Origin of the sequence: Fusibacter sp. A1, assembly GCF_004125825.1 — a bacterium.
Taxonomy (GTDB): Bacteria; Bacillota; Clostridia; order Peptostreptococcales; family Acidaminobacteraceae; genus QQWI01.
On the sequence record NZ_QQWI01000002.1, the window covers coordinates 1 to 20162 of the forward strand.

Annotated in this window: 13 protein-coding genes; 12 read left to right on the forward strand and 1 reads right to left on the reverse strand. The window is 45.5% G+C overall.

Features of this window, described 5'->3' with window-relative positions; all coding sequences use genetic code 11:
- Positions 1–178: 178 nt before the first annotated feature.
- A complete protein-coding gene (locus DWB64_RS02000; protein ID WP_129486513.1) occupies positions 179–1954 on the reverse strand; it encodes an S-layer homology domain-containing protein in 1776 nt (591 codons plus the stop codon).
- A gap of 174 nt (positions 1955–2128) precedes the next feature.
- Between DWB64_RS02000 and DWB64_RS02005 the strand changes: the two genes are divergently transcribed.
- The 12 genes from DWB64_RS02005 to DWB64_RS02060 all read left to right on the forward strand — a co-directional run bounded on the left by DWB64_RS02005 (position 2129) and on the right by DWB64_RS02060 (position 20160).
- The gene (locus DWB64_RS02005; RefSeq protein ID WP_129486514.1) at positions 2129–3625 is read left to right on the forward strand and encodes an HD-GYP domain-containing protein; all 1497 of its coding nucleotides are present in this window, start codon (positions 2129–2131) and stop codon (positions 3623–3625) included.
- On the forward strand, positions 3618–4427 hold the full coding sequence (locus tag DWB64_RS02010; RefSeq protein WP_129486515.1) for an MBL fold metallo-hydrolase: 810 nt from the start codon (positions 3618–3620) through the stop codon (positions 4425–4427). Before DWB64_RS02005 ends, DWB64_RS02010 begins: the two co-directional genes overlap by 8 nt.
- On the forward strand, positions 4411–6408 hold the full coding sequence (locus tag DWB64_RS02015) for an adenylate/guanylate cyclase domain-containing protein (RefSeq protein ID WP_129486516.1): 1998 nt from the start codon (positions 4411–4413) through the stop codon (positions 6406–6408). The genes DWB64_RS02010 and DWB64_RS02015 overlap by 17 nt, the downstream gene beginning before the upstream one ends.
- Positions 6409–6525: 117 nt before the next feature.
- A complete protein-coding gene (locus tag DWB64_RS02020; RefSeq protein WP_164980184.1) occupies positions 6526–7665 on the forward strand; it encodes an exonuclease SbcCD subunit D in 1140 nt (379 codons plus the stop codon).
- The gene (locus DWB64_RS02025) at positions 7665–10796 is read left to right on the forward strand and encodes an AAA family ATPase (RefSeq protein WP_129486518.1); all 3132 of its coding nucleotides are present in this window, start codon (positions 7665–7667) and stop codon (positions 10794–10796) included. Before DWB64_RS02020 ends, DWB64_RS02025 begins: the two co-directional genes overlap by 1 nt.
- 9 nt (positions 10797–10805) lie before the next feature.
- Positions 10806–11312 carry a GNAT family N-acetyltransferase gene (locus tag DWB64_RS02030; protein ID WP_129486519.1) on the forward strand — a complete coding sequence of 169 codons (507 nt, stop codon included), beginning with the start codon at positions 10806–10808 and terminating at the stop codon, positions 11310–11312.
- Positions 11313–11359: 47 nt separating this feature from the next.
- Entirely contained in the window at positions 11360–11644 is a 285-nt protein-coding gene (locus DWB64_RS02035) for a hypothetical protein (RefSeq protein ID WP_129486520.1), read from the forward strand.
- Between the two features lie 158 nt (positions 11645–11802).
- Positions 11803–13125 (forward strand): deoxyribodipyrimidine photo-lyase, encoded by a 1323-nt coding sequence (locus DWB64_RS02040; RefSeq protein ID WP_129486521.1) that lies wholly within the window; start codon positions 11803–11805, stop codon positions 13123–13125.
- A 275-nt stretch (positions 13126–13400) separates the two neighbouring features.
- The gene (locus DWB64_RS02045; protein ID WP_164980185.1) at positions 13401–15404 is read left to right on the forward strand and encodes a methyl-accepting chemotaxis protein; all 2004 of its coding nucleotides are present in this window, start codon (positions 13401–13403) and stop codon (positions 15402–15404) included.
- Between the two features lie 245 nt (positions 15405–15649).
- Positions 15650–16162 carry a dUTP diphosphatase gene (locus DWB64_RS02050; protein WP_129486523.1) on the forward strand — a complete coding sequence of 171 codons (513 nt, stop codon included), beginning with the start codon at positions 15650–15652 and terminating at the stop codon, positions 16160–16162.
- Between the two features lie 160 nt (positions 16163–16322).
- Positions 16323–17945 carry an L-glutamate gamma-semialdehyde dehydrogenase gene (pruA, locus tag DWB64_RS02055; RefSeq protein ID WP_129486524.1) on the forward strand — a complete coding sequence of 541 codons (1623 nt, stop codon included), beginning with the start codon at positions 16323–16325 and terminating at the stop codon, positions 17943–17945.
- 139 nt (positions 17946–18084) lie between these two features.
- Positions 18085–20160, forward strand: a complete 2076-nt coding sequence (locus DWB64_RS02060) for a ComEC/Rec2 family competence protein (protein WP_129486525.1) — start codon at positions 18085–18087, stop codon at positions 20158–20160.
- The last annotated feature ends 2 nt before the right edge of the window (positions 20161–20162 follow it).

Here is a 20162-nt window from a genome sequence, read left to right on the forward strand (position 1 = left end):
GCCGGTAGCCAAATTCTCAATTGTTCTATTACAGATAATCTGCTTAGAAAAGCAGGCTATTTATTCTTCTCAGATTACTTGAAAACTGTAAAGGCGTAAACTTAGGAACCGCCGTATACCGGACGGTACGTACGGTGGTGTGAGAGGTCGGGGAAATTATTTAATTTCCCCTCCTACTCTATTGGTATACGGTACTGATCATGAGCGCGGCTTCTGCCCTTGTTACCGGGCGTTCCAGGGAATATAGGTCATCACCGGTCATGATCCCAAGTCCCATCATCATGGCGACATAGTCCTTTGACCAGTCGGCGACGCTCGGTTGACCGGCCAGCAGGTTTTGAGTCAATGTCTTGTTATAGACTTTATTGTCGTAGCTTTGCAGGGTATTGCTGATGATCTTGGCGATTTCCTGCTTTGAGATACCGGCTTCGGGTTTAAAGCTAGTGGCCGTCTTTCCGCTTATTATTCCTTGAGAATAGACGATGGCGATGCTGTCGAAATAGTCACTGTCCTTTCCTACGTCGTTAAATGGAATAGTGATACCGAAGTTGTTATCAAGACCGTAGGCACTTGCTATCCATGAGACAAATTCTTCTCGGGAAAGCATCGCTGAAGGATTAAAATTGCTTTCTGACTTGATGACGCCCTTGTTGAGCAGTTTATTGATCGCATCCTTGGCGTCGTCGTCCTCAAGGTCGCTAAAGGATTTTTTAGATTTTAAAAGCGTGTACTGGCTTAGGGACATCCTCTTGACGCTGATGGTTCTGTCGATCAAATTATAGGTTCCACCGACAGGACGCCACTTTCCCTCTGCCTCATAATACCTAAAGATGGCAAGATCATAAGGGGTGGTCTGATCATCAAAAATGTAGGCACCAGTTTCAAAGGACAGGATGACAGGTGTTTTAAAAGCGCTGATTTTGATATCGTTCACGTAATAGGAGATGTCTACGACCTTACCATCGCTGAAAATCTGGATACTGTCATCATCTGAAATCTGTTGATTGAGTTGATCCGTGGCATCCTCCTTATAGGTGAAGTCCATAATCAGTTTCGCATCCTGTGTGGCGTTAAGCTCCTTTGTGGGGAAGGTGATTGCCGTTCCGTTGAATAAGAAGGATAAGCCGTGGAAGGATCGATCGATCAGCAGACCACGGGCATTTTTTGATATGGTCGCTTCTATCTGGAGTCCATCCTTCGGTGTGTTCAATTTAAAATAGAGTACCCTCTGAATACGGTAGATGGACTGCTGTCCGAAAAACACATCGCTTGCGAGCTGCAGTTTGTCGAGCCTCGGCTTTGCGGCGGTGGCTGCTTTCAGTATTTCGGGATCGTCCAATGAGAACCAACGGCCCTGATCGTCGAATATGGTGGACGCGATCAGTTCTGTTGCGATATACCTGCTTAGTGCGAACGAGAAATCTTCGATCAGCAAATCGATCACATTGTCGTTGAAGGCCGGTCCGGTTTTGATAAACGCCAGCTCCTCAAGCGAATTGCCGATCAGTTCGACTACGATGTCCTTGCTTTGAATTCCCATCAGTGCCTGCGCATGCGCGTCTATAAGCCTTTCGAGCTGTTCGATGGGAAAGGGGTCTTTGGTGATATCATTCGCCTCGATCAAGGGTTTAAATATCAGAATCGTCTCTTCGACTCCCTTTTGTAAATCCAACTGTGTCTGTGCCTGATCCAGGTCCTCGATGATGGAATCGATAGACAGGATGATTTCATCCTTGTTGTCCGCTCCTTCTTCAAAGCTTAAGATCTGCTTGACAAGCGTGGTTCTCTTGTCTGAAATGATATCTCCTGTTGTTATCGTAGGCTTGGGTTCGGGTTCCGGTTCCGGATTGGTTACAGGTGTGGTAGTAGTAGTAGTAGTAGTTGTTGTTGTTGGTTCCGTAGTAGTGGTGGTCGTTGGTGGCGGAAGAAGACAAAAGTTGACCGTAGAAGCCATCACAAGTAGCAGAAGAGTTAAAAACAGTGTTTTTCTGACCTTATCATATCCTCCTTTTACTACCTTATACCACGCTTATCAAAGGATAAGCACTATAATGTGTGAAGTTACAGAATTTTGCATATCGGTCAGCTGATAGGGTATCAATGGCAAAAATAAGGAGTGGTGAATAGGATGAATAAGAACAATCTGATTAAAAGACTTTGCCATATCGGAATTGAGATTTCGGCTGAAAAGAATATTGACACCTTGCTCGAGATGATCTTGAAGGAAAGCATGCAGATCGCCAATTGCGATGCTGGAAGCATTTATTTTATCGAAGGGGAACAAGAGCAGTGCCTGACGTTCAAGTATACTCAGAACCTCTCGATAGAGTTTCCATTTAAGTCCTTCAGGATGGCAATCGATAAAAATAGCATCGCAGGGGCCTGTGCTGTGACTGGGGAGTTGTACAACTTCACCTCTATGGATGAGACGGTGGATAAGATCGGAATCAGGCATAATCCTACCTTTGATGATTCTGTCGGATACAGGACAAGGAACATGCTTGTGGTGCCCCTGAAGAATTACGACGAAGAAGTGATCGGCGTGATGCAGCTGATCAATAAGAAAAAAGGAAATGAAAGACTTGTGGATGACCTGGCCTATGAGACCATCCTTCCATTTACAGAGTTTGATGAGGAGGTCATCGAATCCTTGGCGTCCCAGGTTGCCATATTGATTGAGAGAACCCGTCTTTACGAATCGATACAGGATTTGCTTGAATCCATGACACAGTCGCTCGCCAAGGCTGTGGACCAACGAGACCCGGTGACCGGAGGCCATTCGGAAAGGGTCGCAAACTACACGCTAGATCTTGCGAAGCATATCAGCGAGGCAGAGGATAAGTCACTTGCTTCCTTTGACTTCACTACCGATAAGAAGAGAGAACTCTATTATGCGAGCATGCTTCACGATGTGGGTAAGATAGGAGTTCCCGAGTACCTTCTTACAAAGGAGTCCAAGCTGCCTGAGGAGCACATGTATGCGATTGAAGCGAGATACAAGTATCTGATGCTGCTCCTTAAAATCCGGCAGGAGAAAATGCTGGATACTGCAGATCCCAACTCGCAGAGGATTCAGGACATGCTTTTGGACGGCGCGAAGATTTTAAGTCGTGTGAACAAGGCAGGATTCCTTAGGGAGGAAGACGAGCGGTTTATCGAGGAACTGAAAACATATAAGATCGAGGATGAGGACGGTAGTGTCATCGACCTTCTGACTCCATATGAGTATGATCAGCTATCCATAAAACGAGGAAACATCACAAGTGAGGAGCGTAGTAAGATCAACTCCCACGCGCAAAAAACCTTTGAGATTCTAGATGAGATAAACTGGACCAAGTCCTTATCGAAGGTCCCCGTGATCGCGTCACAGCATCATGAGAAGCTCAACGGTAAGGGTTACCCCTATGGAATCACGTCGGACACCCTTTCATATGAAGCGAAAATCATGGCGATCGCCGACATATTCGATGCGCTGACAGCGAAAGACCGGCCCTATAAGCCTGCCCTATCCGTCGAAAAATCCTTATCGATCTTAAAAGAAGAAGTCGCAAACGGCAATCTAGACCGTGTCCTTGTCGATCATTTTGAAAACATGATCCTTGAAAGGGGCTATCCCCATGATTAGAATCAACTTATGGGGAGTCATGGGCTCGATTCCCGGCGCTTCTTCAGAAATGGTCGATTTTGGTTCCAACACTTCTTGTATCAGTGTCGTAGACGATCAGACGGTGATCATCCTTGACGCGGGGTCCGGCATCATCCATTCACATGAAGTGACAAAAAACGCCACGGAGATCCATCTGTTTATCACCCATTACCACATGGATCATCTGATAGGTTTGCCCCTATGGGATCAGCTGTATGATCAGACAAAACGTATCCATATCCACGGCCCCCTACTGAACGGATTCGATGTGGAGACGGCTGTTAGGGGATTCATTCATGCGCCTTATTTTCCGATCACTCTCGACAAGATACAGGCGTCGATTGAGTTCCATACGGTAAAGGAGAGAACGACCCTTGATATCGGCAATTTCACAGTGGAAGGACTTCTTGTAGGTCATCCCGGTGGAAACATGGCCTACAAGATAAAGAACAAGGAGATGACGTTCGGCTACATCACAGACATCGACCTTGACCACGCTGACTCGATCCAAGTGGTAGGATTCTTTGATGGCATGAAGCTTGCGTACCTGGATACCCACTTTACAAATATGGAGTATGTAAGAGAGAAGTACAAGGGATGGGGGCATTCGAGCATGGAGTCAGGAGTGCTCTTTAGGGATAAGGCGTCGATCGGCACCCTGCTGCTGGGACACCACGCTCCTCACCGGACTGTCAGGACCCTGATGCAGTTTATCGAGCGCTATCAGGATGAAGAAGTGATGTTTGCGAAAGAGGGAATGCGTTTTGAATTTAACGAGTAAAAAAATCATCATGCTCTGCTTGGCAAGCGTTCTCCTTTTTCAAATCGCTTTCGCAACGAATATTGAAGAGTTGAACAAACTTGTCGACAAGAGCGAAGGAACACAGAAGGCGGATGTCCTAAACGAACTTGCGGACCTTTGGATGCAAAGGGACTTAGGTATTTCACAAGACTATGCCGATCAGGCGAATGACTTGTCGCTTTCCTTAGGTTATGAAAAGGGATCGCTTCAGGCGAGACTTCATGGCGTATACATCATGATCATCCGTCAGGAATATGCCGACGGCATGGTCGAACTCGGTGAGCTCTTTGACAAGGCTTTTAAGCTGGATGATAAAGAGCTGCTGGGAGACATCCAACTGGCAATCGGTCGAATCTGGTTCTCGATTGATGGATTTCAGCAGGCTCAGGATGCGTTTGAGGAAGGGCTGGCGTTCTTTGAATCGATCGACAGCCAGAGGGGTATCGGCCAGTCCTATAATAACTTAGGCGTCGTCTTCGAATCGGTCGGGGAGTTTGACAAAGCCACAGACTACTTTTTCAAGGCGCAAGCGATCCTCCAAGCGATCGAGCAGCCTTCGGAACTTGCAGACGTTTACAACAACCTAGCAGGCATCTATGCCGACACCGATCAGTTTGATAAGGCGATTACAAGCTACACCGAAGCGCTGGACATTTACGAAAGCATGGGCGATGTAAGATCCATCGCAGTCATCCATAACAATCTAGGGCTTTATTTCGGCGAGTTAGGATTCACAGAGGAATCCAAACAGTTTTTCGACCTTGCCCTAGAAAGGTTTGAATCGCTAGAAGATGCCACAGGACAAGCGGATGTCTTGCTGAACATAGGCGCTCTGATGGATCAGAGGAAGGAGTCCGAAGACGCGGTCGACTTCTACACGAGAGCGCTTATGATCTACACCGAGTTAAGCTCCACCCAAGGGCAGATCGTCACCTTGAACAACTTAGGTACGGTTAGACATAAGATGGGGAAGCTGACAAAAGCCATAGAACTTCATACAAAAGCCCTTGAGCTTGCCGGTGAGCATGAAGACTATGACGGCATGGTCTCTTCCACCTATAATCTTAGCCTTGATCATAAGGCGGCTGGCGATTATGAAAGCGCCTTCAATTATATGAGCGCCTACAAGATTGTTCGGGACCAACAGGAGTACTTGAAAAAACTGCAATACAATGTCAACAGCATGGTCGCCAACGAAACCGATAAGAAAACCCAAGAGGCGAAGGAGGCCAGGGAGAGAAGTGACAGGTTCTTCAAGGTCATGGTCGCTATCGCAGCTGTTTCTGCGGTCATCCTCCTTCTTCTTATTCTGGTGGCAAAAGAAAGAAGAAAGTCGGAAAAGCTTCTACTGAACATACTCCCGAAGAAAATCGCGCAAAAGCTAAAGAAGTACGGAAAAGCCGAATCGGAGAGGTATAAGGAGGTAACGGTCTATTTTTCAGATATCGTGGGATTTACAGATAAGAGCGTGTCGATGGAACCGGACTTTTTAATCAGCGAGCTCAATGAAATCTTCACGATGTTCGACAACATCATGGAAAGCTACGGCTGCGAGAGGATAAAGACCATAGGAGACGCTTATCTTGCAGTTTGTGGAATGCCCACTGCTTTTGACGACCACGCGATCCGCATGACAGGCGCGGCAATGAGAATCAGACAGGCCCTCGATCAAAGAAATGGAATGAGCCAAGTGAACTGGCAGATCAGAATAGGCATCCACACAGGAAGCGTTGTCGGTGGAATAGTAGGTGTTAAAAAGTATATCTACGATGTCTTTGGGGATACCATCAACACCGCTTCGAGAATGGAGAGCAACTCTGAACCGATGAAGATCAACATCACTACAGAAGTATACGAACTGATCAAGGACCGCTTCACGGTTGAAAGACGTGAGTTAAAAGAGATCAAAGGCAAGGGTCTGATGCAGATGTACTTTGTGGTGGATGAGAAAAACCTATAAGAAACATAAGATAGGCCTCGAGAGTGTGTGATGCTCTCGAGGCTTTTTTATGCTCCCGATAGCATTTAAGGAGACATTTGTGTAAACTATAGATTAGATGAAGAAAGGATGACGATGATGAAATTTTTACATACAAGTGATTGGCATATAGGAAAGCTAGTACATGGGATCCACATGACAGAGGATCAAAAGCATATTTTGAATCAGCTGGTCGCAGCAGTCGAAAGGGAGAAGCCCGACGCCATATTTATCGCCGGTGACATCTACGACCGGTCGGTTCCGCCAGTGGAAGCGGTGGTCCTTGTCAACGATACGCTAAACAGATTGGTCCAACTCGGATGCAAGGTATTTATCATTCCAGGAAACCATGACAGCGCCCAGCGCCTAGGCTTTGGAAAAGAGATACTCAAACACTCAAATGTCTTTATTGCCGATTGCCTTGAGGAGGCGCTAAAGCCTATTTCCTTCGAGGTGCAGGGCGAGCGGGTCAGCGTCTACCTGACCCCCTTCTTAGAACCGGCGATCGTAAGATACAAGACGGGTGACGATTCGATAAAGACCCACGACGACGTATTCGGCTATTTATATGAGCAGTGGCAAACGACACTTGACAGGCTGCATTTTAATGTTTTACTTGCGCATGGTTTTTTTGGAAAGGATTCCTCTGTCAGCGAATCCGAAAGACCGCTTGCTGTGGGCGGCACAGAAATCATAACCCATGATAGGGTCGACCTGTTCGACTATGTCGCGCTAGGACATCTTCATAAGCCTCAGAAGGTGGCGCTTGACCACATTCGCTACAGTGGATCCCTGCTGAAGTACTCTTTTTCTGAAGCGAATCAGGTGAAGGGAATCACGTGGATACGAAGAAACGGAAGTGAAATCATGATATCACAGGAACAGCTGCACTGCTTAAGGGATATGCGCATCATCGAAGGGGAGCTGAAGGAACTGCTCAACTCGCAGGAGGGAAGCGCAGAAGACTACCTGATGGCAGTACTTACGGATAAGGGTGACCTCTATGAACCGCTTAAGCAGCTCAGAACCGTTTATCCAAACATCCTCAAGCTCGTTCAGACAAGATCGGACATACAGCTTGTGGACAATGGGCTGACTACCACCGTACTTGAAAAACAGGACATGAAGAGTCTGTTCGAATCCTTTTACAACGATATGTACGAGGAGCCGCTATCGGATGAAGAGGAGACCTTCATATCCGATATGGTGATCAGGGCCCAAAAGGAAGGTGGTGTCTGATGAGACTTTTGACATTAGCTATTCAAGCGTTTGGTCCATATAAGGACCACTCCTTTATCGACTTTACAGCCTTTGAGGAAAATGGACTCTTCTTACTGACGGGACCGACCGGTTCTGGAAAAACAGCCATATTTGACGCCATCGCCTTCGCGCTCTACGGCGAAAGCAGCGGGCAGGAACGAAGTGGAGAATCCTTGCGGTCGCATCATGCGGATGAAGCGTTCCTTACAGAGGTCACGCTGACCTTCGAACTAAGAGGTTCCTCTTACAAAGTCATACGGTCGCCTAAACAGCTTAAGCCAAAAGCCAGAGGAGAAGGATGGACAGAACACAAAGGAGACGCGCAGTTCCATGATTTAAGCAATCAGGTGGAACCGATCGTAGGCATCAAAGACGTAAACGGTGTCATCGAATCGCTTCTTGGAGTCAACGCCAGCCAATTTAGGCAGATCATGATGATCCCTCAAGGTGATTTTAGAAAACTCTTGCTATCTGAAAGCAAGGAAAGGGAGAAAATCCTTTCAAAACTATTCGGGACATCGGCCTATGAAAAGCTGACAAGCGACCTGGTGGAGAAGGCGGCTAGCTTGAAAAAGAACATCGACGATGTGATAAAACACAGCAAAGGTGTCATCGCCGGACTCGATGATTCCATCCATCCCGAAATCGTCAACTTCAAAGAGGCTGAGATACCTGATGTAAGCGGACTGATCATTCAACTTAAGGACGTCTTAAAAGAGCTTGAGTCTTCCATCCAGGAAAAAAAGCTGGAGCTGTCTGTTTCAAGAAAAGAACTAAAGGATAAAATCGCTTTCATTGAACAGCTCAAGCAGCACAATGAAAATATAGTGGATTACAAGGCCTTAATAGAAACTCAAAAGACCCTTTCCAGTCAAAAGGAGAGGATAGATGCCATCGAAAAAAGCGTTGAGAAGCACATTCTTTATAAGGAGCTGCAGGCGCTGTCTGAGTCCGGCAAGAAATCGGGCGAAAAAATCACCATGCTGTCTGAGAAGAAAATCAGCGCACTCGAAGCCGTTGAAAACGCGAGAGCCCTTGTGTCAAAACTCGAAAGTGTTCTTGCCCGTCTCAACTCGCAAGCAAAGAAGCAGGAAATCACGGAGCTGAACGAGTCGATTTTCAAATTGAAGGAACTTGAAAAGATCTTCTTCGAGGTTAGTGAGCTTTGTACACGAATCAGAAGCAATAAGCAAAAGATAGAAACAATCAGTAAATCGCTCGAAGAAGGCGAAGAACAGCTTGCAGGAATGACTTTGAAAGAAGTCGAAATTGATCGTTTGTCGGAACTTACGATTCATCATACGGCTACGATCAACCAGCTGCTGGTGAGAAAGAATGGAATAACCCTTAAGCAGGCAAATCTCAATGGCTTGATCCAAAAGGTCGAAAACTGGTATGAGCTCGATGAGAAACGAAAGAAAGGTGAGCTTATTGAATATGGACTGCGTGAAAAAGCGGACAAGAGCAAAAGGCGCTGGATGGAAGTTAAAAAAGAGTATCACCTGAATCAGGCGGCGATACTCGCCCAGGACCTAGAGGATGGAAAACCATGTCTTGTCTGTGGTAGCACCGCGCACCCCAGTCCTGCTCTCACAGAGACCGCCATCGTTCTAGAGGATGTCGAGGTTGCAGAGAAGACCTATCTGACGGATCAGGAAAAGGCTGCAAATCTTCAACGAGACATCCATCATTTGAAAACACAGATAGACGATTTGAAGATCGAGGTAAAAGGAAAAGCAAGTGAATTCAACCTGGAGCCTTCTGTGGACTCAAGCTATGGATTTTTAAAGGAATTGAGAGGCGAGCTTTTCAAAGTGGACACCCAGCTCGATGAACTGGAAAAGGAAATGTATCAACTTCATTCCATGGTCAATCACAACCATCTGCTAATCGACGATCTGAAAAGACAGGTGAAGAATAAAGAAACCTTGAACGCGCTTATAAAAAGTGAGCTCAATGAGTTGACCACACGAAAACAAAAACTGCATCAAGATGAGAAAAACAGACTCGACCATATCGAGCGTTTAGGTTCTTACGAGACGGTTGAAGCCTTGAAATCGGATCAGGAAAAAATAAATGAAAAGCTCCTATCCTATCAGAATGAGCTTGATGTGGCAAGGACGAGGCAGACAAAGTCCAATGAACTGATCGCTCGGGCGAGCAGTGCGATTGAACAGTACGAGTCTCAGATGGAGACGCTGCACGTAGAAAAAAACGAGGTGGATCATCAGCTGATCATGCGATGTGAGGCGCTGGGGCTTGATCCGATGACAGACTGGTCCAGCGAGTTACTTAGTGCGGCTGAACTGGAAGAAGCCACAAGAAGTCTGAAAAGTCATGAGCTTGCAACCAATGATGTTGCAAGCAAACTGAACATTCTCAGCGCTAAGCTGACCGATTTTGAAATCATCGACTTATCAGGTGAAAATGCCGAGTTGGCCCGTCTGGAAGAGGCGAATGCCTCGCTCAGCCATCAATATGAGGCTGACGTATCCAAAAAGGCAAGTACTGAAAATGCCATCAGACTATTAAGCGGCAACGAAAGAATGTTTAACGAGAAGACGAAATCCTATCGGGTGGTGAGCAGGATGGCAAGAATGGCCAAAGGGGATAACCCGAAAAAGCTGTCCTTTGAACGCTACGTGCTTGCCATGTACCTTGAAGATGTCCTCAATATGGCAAACACAAGGCTTGCGCTCCTCACCGATAGACGTTTCAGATTGCTAAGACTCGAGGAGTCGGACCATAAATCGAAGCAGGCAGGGCTTGAACTGGCGGTATTTGATGCCTACACGGGACTCAACCGGCATGTGAAGACGCTCTCGGGAGGAGAGGCCTTTAAAGCCTCCTTGTCCCTCGCGCTCGGCCTATCGGATGTAGTGGAGCGTTATGCGGGAGGCATAAGACTTGATACGCTTCTGATCGACGAGGGATTCGGCACACTTGATGCGGAGTCCTTGGACCAGGCGATCAATTGTCTGATTGCTCTAAACGAGGCGGGTCGCACAGTAGGCGTTATCTCTCATGTGGCTGACCTGAAGGAGAGGATCATGAATAAGATTATTGTCACTCCTTCGATAAACGGTTCACTAATAAGAATGGAAAGTTAGGGGTGTAGAGTGGAACTTTTAAAGGTGAAAGGTATCTTGGCGGATTTCGAGCAAATGGCGGATTGGGACAATCAGCCTCAAATCCTGCCCTTTATCACTGTCAATTTCAAGGAAGGAACCCGGCATCAAAAGCTTGACGCTTATGATATGTTTAAGCACGGACTAAAGAAGGCACATTTCTGGATTGTGGTGGACGGTAGGAAGATAGGGTATGTGACCTATGATGTCAATCCGCCACATCTTCTGATAAGTAGCGAGGAATCGGTTTGGATCAGTATCTGTATAGGTGAGAAGGATTCATGGGGCAGGGGTTACGCTAAAGAAGCGATGGCGCTTTTGGAAAACGAAGTGAAAAAGGCTGGGTACAAGCGCATAGAGCTTGGTGTCTTCAGCTACAACTCACGAGCAAGGTCCCTTTATGAAAAAATGAACTATCAGGAATTTGCAACCATTAAGAAGTTCACCTATTATCTTGACCGGTGGCATGATGATATAAGAATGCAAAAGTATGTTTGACCGGGTCAGGATTGGATATCAAATAGCTAAAGTCATTGGAGGTGGATATGGTTTATCGCTATTTGAAGTATCAGATCAATGAGAAGGACCTTGCGGAATATGAAGTGCGTGTGAAACGATTTTTAGATGTTCTCAGCCGTAACGAAACTCAGACAATCTACAGCATATTCAGAGTCAAGTCGAGAAGAAACACGTTTGTACACATGATAAGCTTCAAAAGCGAGCTAGAAGAAAGCCGCCATCGACAGGCGAATTACTCTGTCGAATTTAGTGATTACCTTGATTCGATAGCTACAGCTGTACCTGAGTTTGGAGAGCTGATTCCATTTTAGGGTGAATTGGACTCAAAACAAAGACGTCACATGACTTTCTTCAAGGTCAAAGACGCCTAAGCTTGAGAAAACCGTAAAATCCTGCTAGAATTAGACAAATGCTTCAAAAAAGCTATTCTTGATGGCGCTTAAGACCGTCATTTACAGGAGATAAAATTATGGATAGGGCCCTATATATTTTTTATAAAGATTTGAATATGCATCATCAGTTAGAAGAAGTGGCCGGATCTTTCGAGATTCTGCCTTTTTTCCTGTGGTCCGAATGGCTGAATCAGGACGTGGATGACACACCAAGCTTGCGGTATCGTCTTGCTCTTGCCAAACGGTTCAACGATACCGTATTGCCACAAGGCGTGAACCTTTTGACGGGAGATGTGGATATCCCGGAAATCATTTCCGTGTGCCAGCTCTACAAGATCAATGATGTGTTTATGCGAAAGCATTATGAGCCAAGGGAGAAAGAGTTTCAGGAAAGACTTGTCGAGGAACTGACGTCATTTGGTATCAAGTGCGTCTTACTTGAAGGATATACAGCGGTTCCTGTTGGAGCAGTTCTAAAAAGCGACGGTACGCCTTATGTCAAATTCACTCCCTATTATCATAAATGGCGAACGAAGCTTTGCGCCTCAAAACGAAGAAAAGTAGAAGTCAATTGGACTCTACAAGGACTCGTACCGCCCATTCTCGATGATTCAAGCCACGTGTTTGTCGAAGAGGATTTTAAAGCCCTGGGTAAGTTTTTGACAAAGGGATGGCAGCATTATTCCACTGAAAGAAACTACCCCTACCTTGACAGCACCTCGCATGCCTCTGCGCTTATCAACCACGGTGGAATTGCAGTTTCCGATCTGATAAGCCATCTGTTGAGCCTCCCTGTGCATGACGAGATCGAAGCCTTTATAAGGCAACTTGCGTGGCGGGATTTCTATATCACGGTGCTCTGGTATTTTCCCTATAGCGAAGATCAAAACTTTGACAGGCGTAAAAAAGTGAACTGGTCGAATCAGGCGATGGATTTTTTTGTATGGTGCCAAGGACAGACAGGCTATCCGATCGTTGATGCGGCCATGAACTGTCTTTATGATACCGGTAGAATGCATAACCGTTTGAGGATGATCGTGTCAAGTTTTCTGACAAAGGATCTATTGATCACTTGGAAGGAAGGTGCGAACTGGTTTAAGGAACATTTGATCGATTATGATCTTGCCCTGAACGTAGGCGGTTGGCAGTGGGCCGCATCGACCGGTGCGGATTCGGTTCCCTACTTCAGAATCTTCAATCCGATCATTCAAAGTGAAAAGTACGATCCTCATGGAGTCTTCATACAAAAACATATCGATATGCTCCATGGAGTAGCAACCGATAGGATTCATGAACCGCAAAAATATGGAGTTCCCTATTTCGCACAGTACGTCGATCACCGGTTGACCCAAAAAAACATCGGGCAATACTTTCAAAAGGTAACTATTACAAAAAATTAAAGTTCGGCACAAGACCTATATTGGTAGAAAATGCATTGTATATTTTTTAACAAATTACAGGATATGTAATTAATTAGATAGAAATCTTGACTAAACCCAAAAAAATCATGAAAAGTCGCCGTAAAAATACCAATTGTATGAATAGCCTTCATACAATTGGTATTGCTTGTAAATAGACCTTTTCGGGGATGAAAAGTTTCTCTATAATTCCCATTTACTTTCGTGTAAACTAATGCTTAGCGTTAGAACGTTTATTAAAATTAATGGAGGATTATATGAAATTATTAACCAAGTTAATGCTACAGATGGTAATTGTAGTCATTATCGTTTCTTCGGTGCTTGGTGTGGGATCATTCCTTGTCACATCGGACAGTATGCAAAATACCATTGAAGATTCACTTCAAACAGAAACAAGATTAAGAAAACAGCAGATTGAACTTAAACTGGACGCATTAATGGCGGTTACAGATGTTATGGCGTACGACGATGCGGTCGTATCAGCGCTGAAAACGACTTCAACAGCTAGCGAGAAGAACAGTGCGATGAAGTTCTTCGCAAGTATCTTATCAGACAATCAAGAGCTGATTGAAATGATTGCACTTGTCGACAACAAGGGAAAGATGCTTGTCACCGATTCATCCACAAGTGTTGACATCGATATCAAGGACAGGGTTTATTTTAAAGAATTGATGGAGACTGGAAGTGCGGTGATCAGTGATGTGGTCATCTCAAAATCAAGCGGCGAGCCTGTGGTGGTTGTGGCGAGTCCTTTGAAAAAGGGAAGCAAAGTCGATGGTCTAGTGCTTGCTACGATTCGATTCGATTCGATCCGATCGATTATCAAAGAGGTGAAAATAGGCGAAGCGGGTTATGGATACATGACCGATATGAGCGGATTAGTTATTAGCCACGCGTTGCCTGAAAAGGAATTCGATCTTAACATTTTTGATATTGCGGCTGGGAATGCTCCTTTTGCTACTGTTGTTGATCAGATGATGACACAGGAGTTCGGTGACGGATTCTATAATTATGATGGTGTGGACAAGTATGTCGCTTTTGCCCGTGTAGAAAATTGGGTAATCGCCTTAACCGCCAACTACGATGACTATATGGCGCCGGTATTTAAAATCAGAACGATGACACTTGTCATCGCCTTCGTCATCGCTCTACTTAGTGTTGTTGCCACGTTCTTCTTCACGCAAAGCAATATCATAAAGCCGATCAAGAAGCTTGAGGCTTCGATGGCTGCAGCTGGTAGCGGAGATCTTACGAAACGAATGAATCTAAAAGGTAAAGATGAGATCTCAAGCGCTGCCCACTCCTTCAACGACATGGTCGAAAAACAGACGAAGATGATCAGCGATATCCAAAGGTTGTCTGAGACACTGAATCAGACTGCTGAAGAAATGTCGGCCTCTTCTCAGGAAGTCAGTGCTACTAGTGAGGAAATCACCGCTTCAATCGTCGAAATCGCTGAAGGGGCTCAAACCCAAGTGGAATCAGTGAATCATACAAATGAGGTTCTGGCAGTACTTAGAGATGGTATCGAGTCTTCTGCCGCACTTGTGAATGATGCCTTATCAGCATCGAAAAGCTGTACAGAAGAAGCGGAGACAGGTAAAAACCAACTGGCTGACAGTATGGACGGGATGGACGCGATCAGAGGAATCACCGATACGACGGTGACACAATTACATTCCTTGACGGAGCAGACCGAGATCGTCTCCACTATCTCTGAAACCATCCAGGCAATCGCAAATCAAATCAACTTGCTCGCGCTTAACGCTTCGATTGAAGCGGCTAGAGCAGGTGAGCATGGCAGGGGCTTTAGTGTCGTGGCTGAAGAAGTAAGAAAACTTGCCGAGCAGACGACGCATGAGTCCACTCAGATCGCATCGTCGCTTCAAAATATCGTATCGACGGTCACTTCGACAAACGAAGTGGTTGAAGACATGAAGACGATTGTGACCTCCGGTTCGACTTCTATTTCAAAAACGCAGGAAGCACTTGAACGATTATACTTAGGTGTCGAAAGCATGATCGCACTCAACGAATCGGTTCTCTACTCTAATCAAAAGGAAATCGAGTCAGTGGAAGTCGTTGTGGAGAACATGAAAGCACTTTATCAGCTATCCAACAAGATATCAGCAGGCGCACAAGAGATAACAAGCGGCTCTGAAGAACAGGCTGCTATCACAGAAAGCTTGTCTCAAGTAGCCGAAGAGACCAGCAAGATGGCAGAAAACATGTTGCTTCAAATGAGCGCGTTCACCTTGTAATAAGGAATAAGTTCTTAGTTTAATAAAGTAGATGTTAAAAAGAAGCTCCATTTCAATGGAGCTTCTTTCTTTTTTGAACATATGCATAGTTTTTATCAGTAAACGCTTATTTTTTAGCGGGTATATTCGGATTTTTAGATTTGACACATGTCAGAAGGCGAGTATAATGGTATACAGATAAAACTATCACCTGGTACTAAAAACAAGTATTAGAATAAGGTCTAATAAATAGTGGAGGAAACACCATGTTATTCAGTGATTTATTTAAAGTTCAAAATATTTTAGAGTCAGGAATTGCAACCGCTTCAGGTATTACTGAGGATGCGATAGGCTCTGCAAACGGTTCGGATTTGCGTTTTTTGGCACTCCTTGTAAAAACGGGTGAAATAGCAAATCTGACAAAGTGTTATAAATTCAACTCAAAACCCAAAGAGGCGGACCGCAACAAGTTGATTGTAAGATACGCCGACGTACTGCAGTTTTTACTCAGCATCGGAAACTATCATGATTTTAACATCATCAATAGGGAAGCCTTGCAAAGCGTTGAACGTATGGATGAGCAAGCACCTCTGTTCTTAAGCATCCATGCAACGATCCATAAGTTGATGGCCTCTTTAAAAAGCGATGACTTTATGAGCGCCCTGCATCATTATATTGAATTGTTCGCAAAGATCATGAACTTAGGAGAACTATTAGGACTCACAGAAGATGACATGTTCAGCTTCTACGAGATCCATGGTCAAGCGGCTATCTATTGATCATCCGCTTGAATATACACTATCGTTTCTCACAGAAAAAAGACATCTCCCCAGATGTCTTTTTTTGTACATCTCTTTCAATGTGAATAAAAATAGTTTATTATGAACATACAGTGCAAAACAATCGAAATTATTTCAATATACTGAACGGAGGACTCTTATGAATGGTATTTTCAGAGTAAAAGCGCCAGTGAACGAACCTATCAATTCTTATGCGCCGGGAACAAAAGAAAGACTGGATCTTGAAGCTAAGTTAAATGAAATGTCAAGTGAAGTGGTGGATATACCGCTGATTATCGCAGGCAAGGAGATACGTACAGGAAACACCGCCGCTTGTGTGATGCCTCATGACCATCAGCACGTGCTGGGCCACTACCATATCGCAGGTCCAAAAGAGATTGAAATGGCGATAAAGAGCAGTCTTGAAGCAAGGGCGCAGTGGGCGTCTACCCCGTGGGAGCAAAGAGTAGCCGTCTTTTTAAAAGCGGCAGAGCTGATCGCCACCAAGTATCGTTCAACCATCAACGCAGCGACGATGCTTGCCCAAAGTAAAAATGCCTATCAGGCTGAAATTGACGCAGCGTGCGAGCTGATCGATTTTTTAAGGTTCAACGCTTCCTACGCGCAGGAAATCTACATGGAGCAACCCGCATCGACAACCGACGTATGGAATCGACTCGAGCACAGAGGTCTCGAAGGATTCATTTATGCGATTTCTCCATTCAATTTTACAGCGATTGGCGGAAACCTGCCTAGCGCTCCTGCCCTCATGGGTAATGTCGCTGTTTGGAAACCTGCAAGTGTTGCTGTCTACTCAAACTATATCGTCATGAAGATATTCATGGAGGCTGGACTTCCTGCGGGGGTGATCAATTTCATTCCAGGATCTGCAAAAGACGTGACAGACGCCTGTCTATCGCATCCCGATCTTGCGGGAATCCACTTTACAGGATCAACAGCAGTCTTCCAAAGTCTTTGGAAGACGGTAGGTGAGAACATAGCAAGCTACAAGACTTATCCTCGACTTGTCGGAGAGACAGGAGGAAAGGATTTCGTGTTCGCTCACAACACTGCTGATGTGGATGCGCTTGCTGTCGCCTTAGTCCGTGGAGCCTTCGAATATCAGGGGCAAAAGTGTTCTGCGGCATCAAGGGCATATCTACCGAAGAGTATCGCCAAGGAGATACTTGATAAGGTGAAAGTGATGCTGGACGAGATTAAAATGGGTGATGTGAGAGATTTCAAAAACTTCATCAACGCCGTAATCGACCAGAAGGCATATACGAAAATCAAACGCTATATCGATGATGCCAAACTCTCACAAGACTCAGAAGTCTTCTACGGTGGAAGCTGCGACGACTCGAAAGGGTACTTTATCGAACCGACGATCCTGCTTGCAAAGAAACCGGACTATATCACCATGTGTGAAGAAATATTCGGACCGGTCCTGACTGTCTTCGTCTACGAAGATGACATGCTGGAGGAAACACTTGAATCACTTGACACGGTATCTTCCTATGCCCTCACCGGTGCGATTTTTTCTCAAGACCGCTACATGATCAATTATCTTGAAAGAAAACTGGTAAATGCGGCCGGAAACTTCTACATCAATGACAAACCGACTGGCGCGGTTGTCGGACAACAACCCTTTGGCGGTTCTAGAGCTTCTGGAACCAATGATAAGGCAGGCAGTAAGCTTAACCTTCTTAGATGGGTCACACCTAGAACGCTAAAGGAGAACTTCAATCCTCCGACAAGCTACAGATATCCCTTTATGGACTAGAAATAAAGCATTTAAGAATCAAAAGACAAAGTTCTTCCAAGGACTTTGTCTTTTGTGTTTGAGTCTCAAACCATGCAGTCTGCTCCCAGCAGACCAATTACTGCGAGGGTTGTGATACCCTTAGTTGTGAGGTGGTCAGATGATACATTATTTATTTGGATTCTATCTGTTGTCGGTCTTTAAGGTGAAGTGGACCTACATGGGCGCAATCGTCCTATTCCTAACTTTACTGAGTCCCAAAAACCAAAAGATGCGGATTATCGTCGCAGTGCTTTTGGCGGTGCTGTTTATGGGACTAAACGGATGTGACGCATACGAAAATCTCGAATTGAATGAACGTGAGTATGGATTTATTTATCAAATCAATGGAAACAGTGCTGATTTTCATACCCTGGCGGGGGATGCTTCCTACAAGTTCAGGCTGAACAGCTATCGACTGAAAGACATGAAGGGCGGGTCCTATGTGTATTTGGATCGCCCGGCCTATAAGGTGAATGAGACAATGAACTCCGATGGATTCGACTATGGGTCCTATCTTCGTTCGAAAGGATATGACGGGTGGTTGGAATGTGAAGGAATAGTCCTTGTGGACCCAGTGGTGGAGGATGTGCTGCTCAGGAGGGTCTCTGAAGCTATACGTGTGTTTTTTGTAAGAAGAGGTGAAAATTTCAGCGGCATCACGCGAAGTCTTTATCATGCGCTGATCTTAGGAGAAGTGGGAGATGACGGTTTTTTCGTAGAAAGCAGGGAGCTGGGCTTGATGCATCTGTTTGTCATTTCGGGGTTTCATTTTGCGATAGTGACAACATTGGTCGCTGGAGCGATGAAACTGGTTTTGCATGGCAGGTACAGGCTGATTCAGTATGGAACTTTAAGCTGCTGCCTCGTGTTCTTTCTTGGAATCAACAAAGGATTTGGCAGTCAACGCGCTTTGCTGCTTCTGCTGATCTTGCATATCGTATTCATAAGCAAAAGGGTTGCGACGACGGGTCATTTGCTGATCTGCATTTGCTTTTTCTGGGGTGTCCTGAATCCCCATGTCTTTTACAATATGGGATTTCAGCTGACCATGCTAGCCTCCTGGGCGATCGCATGGACTTCGAGAAAGTCCGCTTACCTTGAAATAGGCGTTCCTACCCTGAAAGGCCTTTTGTTAAGCGCTTCAGTACTTCTTTTTACCATGCCCTTCATCTTATGGAACATGGGGTCGGGGTCGCTTGTCAGTCTATTGCTGTTACCTCTTATCACGCCCCTGGTCACGCTTATCCTTGTCCTGTTCCTACTCAATCTGGTTTTGAGCGTGCCGATAACAGAAGCGATGATAGCTTTTGCAGCCGATGGCTTGGCAAACTGGATAAAGGCTTTGGTCCTATGGTCCCATCCGCTGACTAAGCTGAATGTATCGATGGATATGACCCTGGTGCTGGCCCTGATAGTCATGATGATCGGTTTGATCGTATCCCATAGGCTTAAATTCGTAGGGTTCGGATTGGGACACAGGATGATCCTGAGCGCCTTCATATGCGGTGTGCTTGTGATGGGCAGAGTGGATTGGGGAACCGTCATAAGGACGTATGCTTTGAGCGACGGGGAGAGCTATCTGATCAAAACACCTCAAGCCACCGTAGTCTATGATGCCGGAAACGATGAGGAGCTTATAGGACTTTTAAGAAAATCCGGTGTGTGCGTGGTGGATTACCTCGTGATCAGCCATCCACATCAGGACCATATCGGACAGCTTGGAGACCTGCTCGATGCGTTTTCTGTGGGGGAAGTGATTCAGGACATAGACGGCTACCGATTGCTTGAGCTTGAAGGAATGACGATGGAACTGTTTCGGATAGAAAGTCCTGTTACGGATATGAATGACCGATCCATCTCTCTGCTGATCAATGCACCGATGGCGACGGTTCTCCTTACAGGAGACCTTGAAGAGGAAGGGATGCTCGACCTGATCGCAAGGCTTGATTGTGATGTGGATATACTAAAGGCACCCCATCACGGCAGCTATAACGGGTGTTATCAGCAGATGCTTGTACATTTTGACCCTGAATATGTGATCATCAGCGGCGGAAGGGGGAAAAGGGTGGATAAATCAAAAACAATACATGATTTAACTTCCATGAATCTGCCCTTTTATGATACCATGGTACATGGTGAACTGGTCATTCGAAGGCAGAATGACGGATTTATCATCGAGACTTTGGGAGATTAAGG

Coding starts and splice junctions, on each gene's coding strand:
- DWB64_RS02000 (WP_129486513.1), bottom strand. CDS start 1,954: ATGGCTTCTACGGTCAACTTTTGTCTTCTTCCGCCACCAACGACCACC.
- DWB64_RS02050 (WP_129486523.1), top strand. CDS start 15,650: ATGTTATTCAGTGATTTATTTAAAGTTCAAAATATTTTAGAGTCAGGA.
- DWB64_RS02025 (WP_129486518.1), top strand. CDS start 7,665: ATGAGACTTTTGACATTAGCTATTCAAGCGTTTGGTCCATATAAGGAC.
- DWB64_RS02005 (WP_129486514.1), top strand. CDS start 2,129: ATGAATAAGAACAATCTGATTAAAAGACTTTGCCATATCGGAATTGAG.
- DWB64_RS02060 (WP_129486525.1), top strand. CDS start 18,085: ATGATACATTATTTATTTGGATTCTATCTGTTGTCGGTCTTTAAGGTG.
- DWB64_RS02040 (WP_129486521.1), top strand. CDS start 11,803: ATGGATAGGGCCCTATATATTTTTTATAAAGATTTGAATATGCATCAT.
- pruA (WP_129486524.1), top strand. CDS start 16,323: ATGAATGGTATTTTCAGAGTAAAAGCGCCAGTGAACGAACCTATCAAT.
- DWB64_RS02020 (WP_164980184.1), top strand. CDS start 6,526: ATGAAATTTTTACATACAAGTGATTGGCATATAGGAAAGCTAGTACAT.
- DWB64_RS02010 (WP_129486515.1), top strand. CDS start 3,618: ATGATTAGAATCAACTTATGGGGAGTCATGGGCTCGATTCCCGGCGCT.
- DWB64_RS02035 (WP_129486520.1), top strand. CDS start 11,360: ATGGTTTATCGCTATTTGAAGTATCAGATCAATGAGAAGGACCTTGCG.
- DWB64_RS02045 (WP_164980185.1), top strand. CDS start 13,401: ATGAAATTATTAACCAAGTTAATGCTACAGATGGTAATTGTAGTCATT.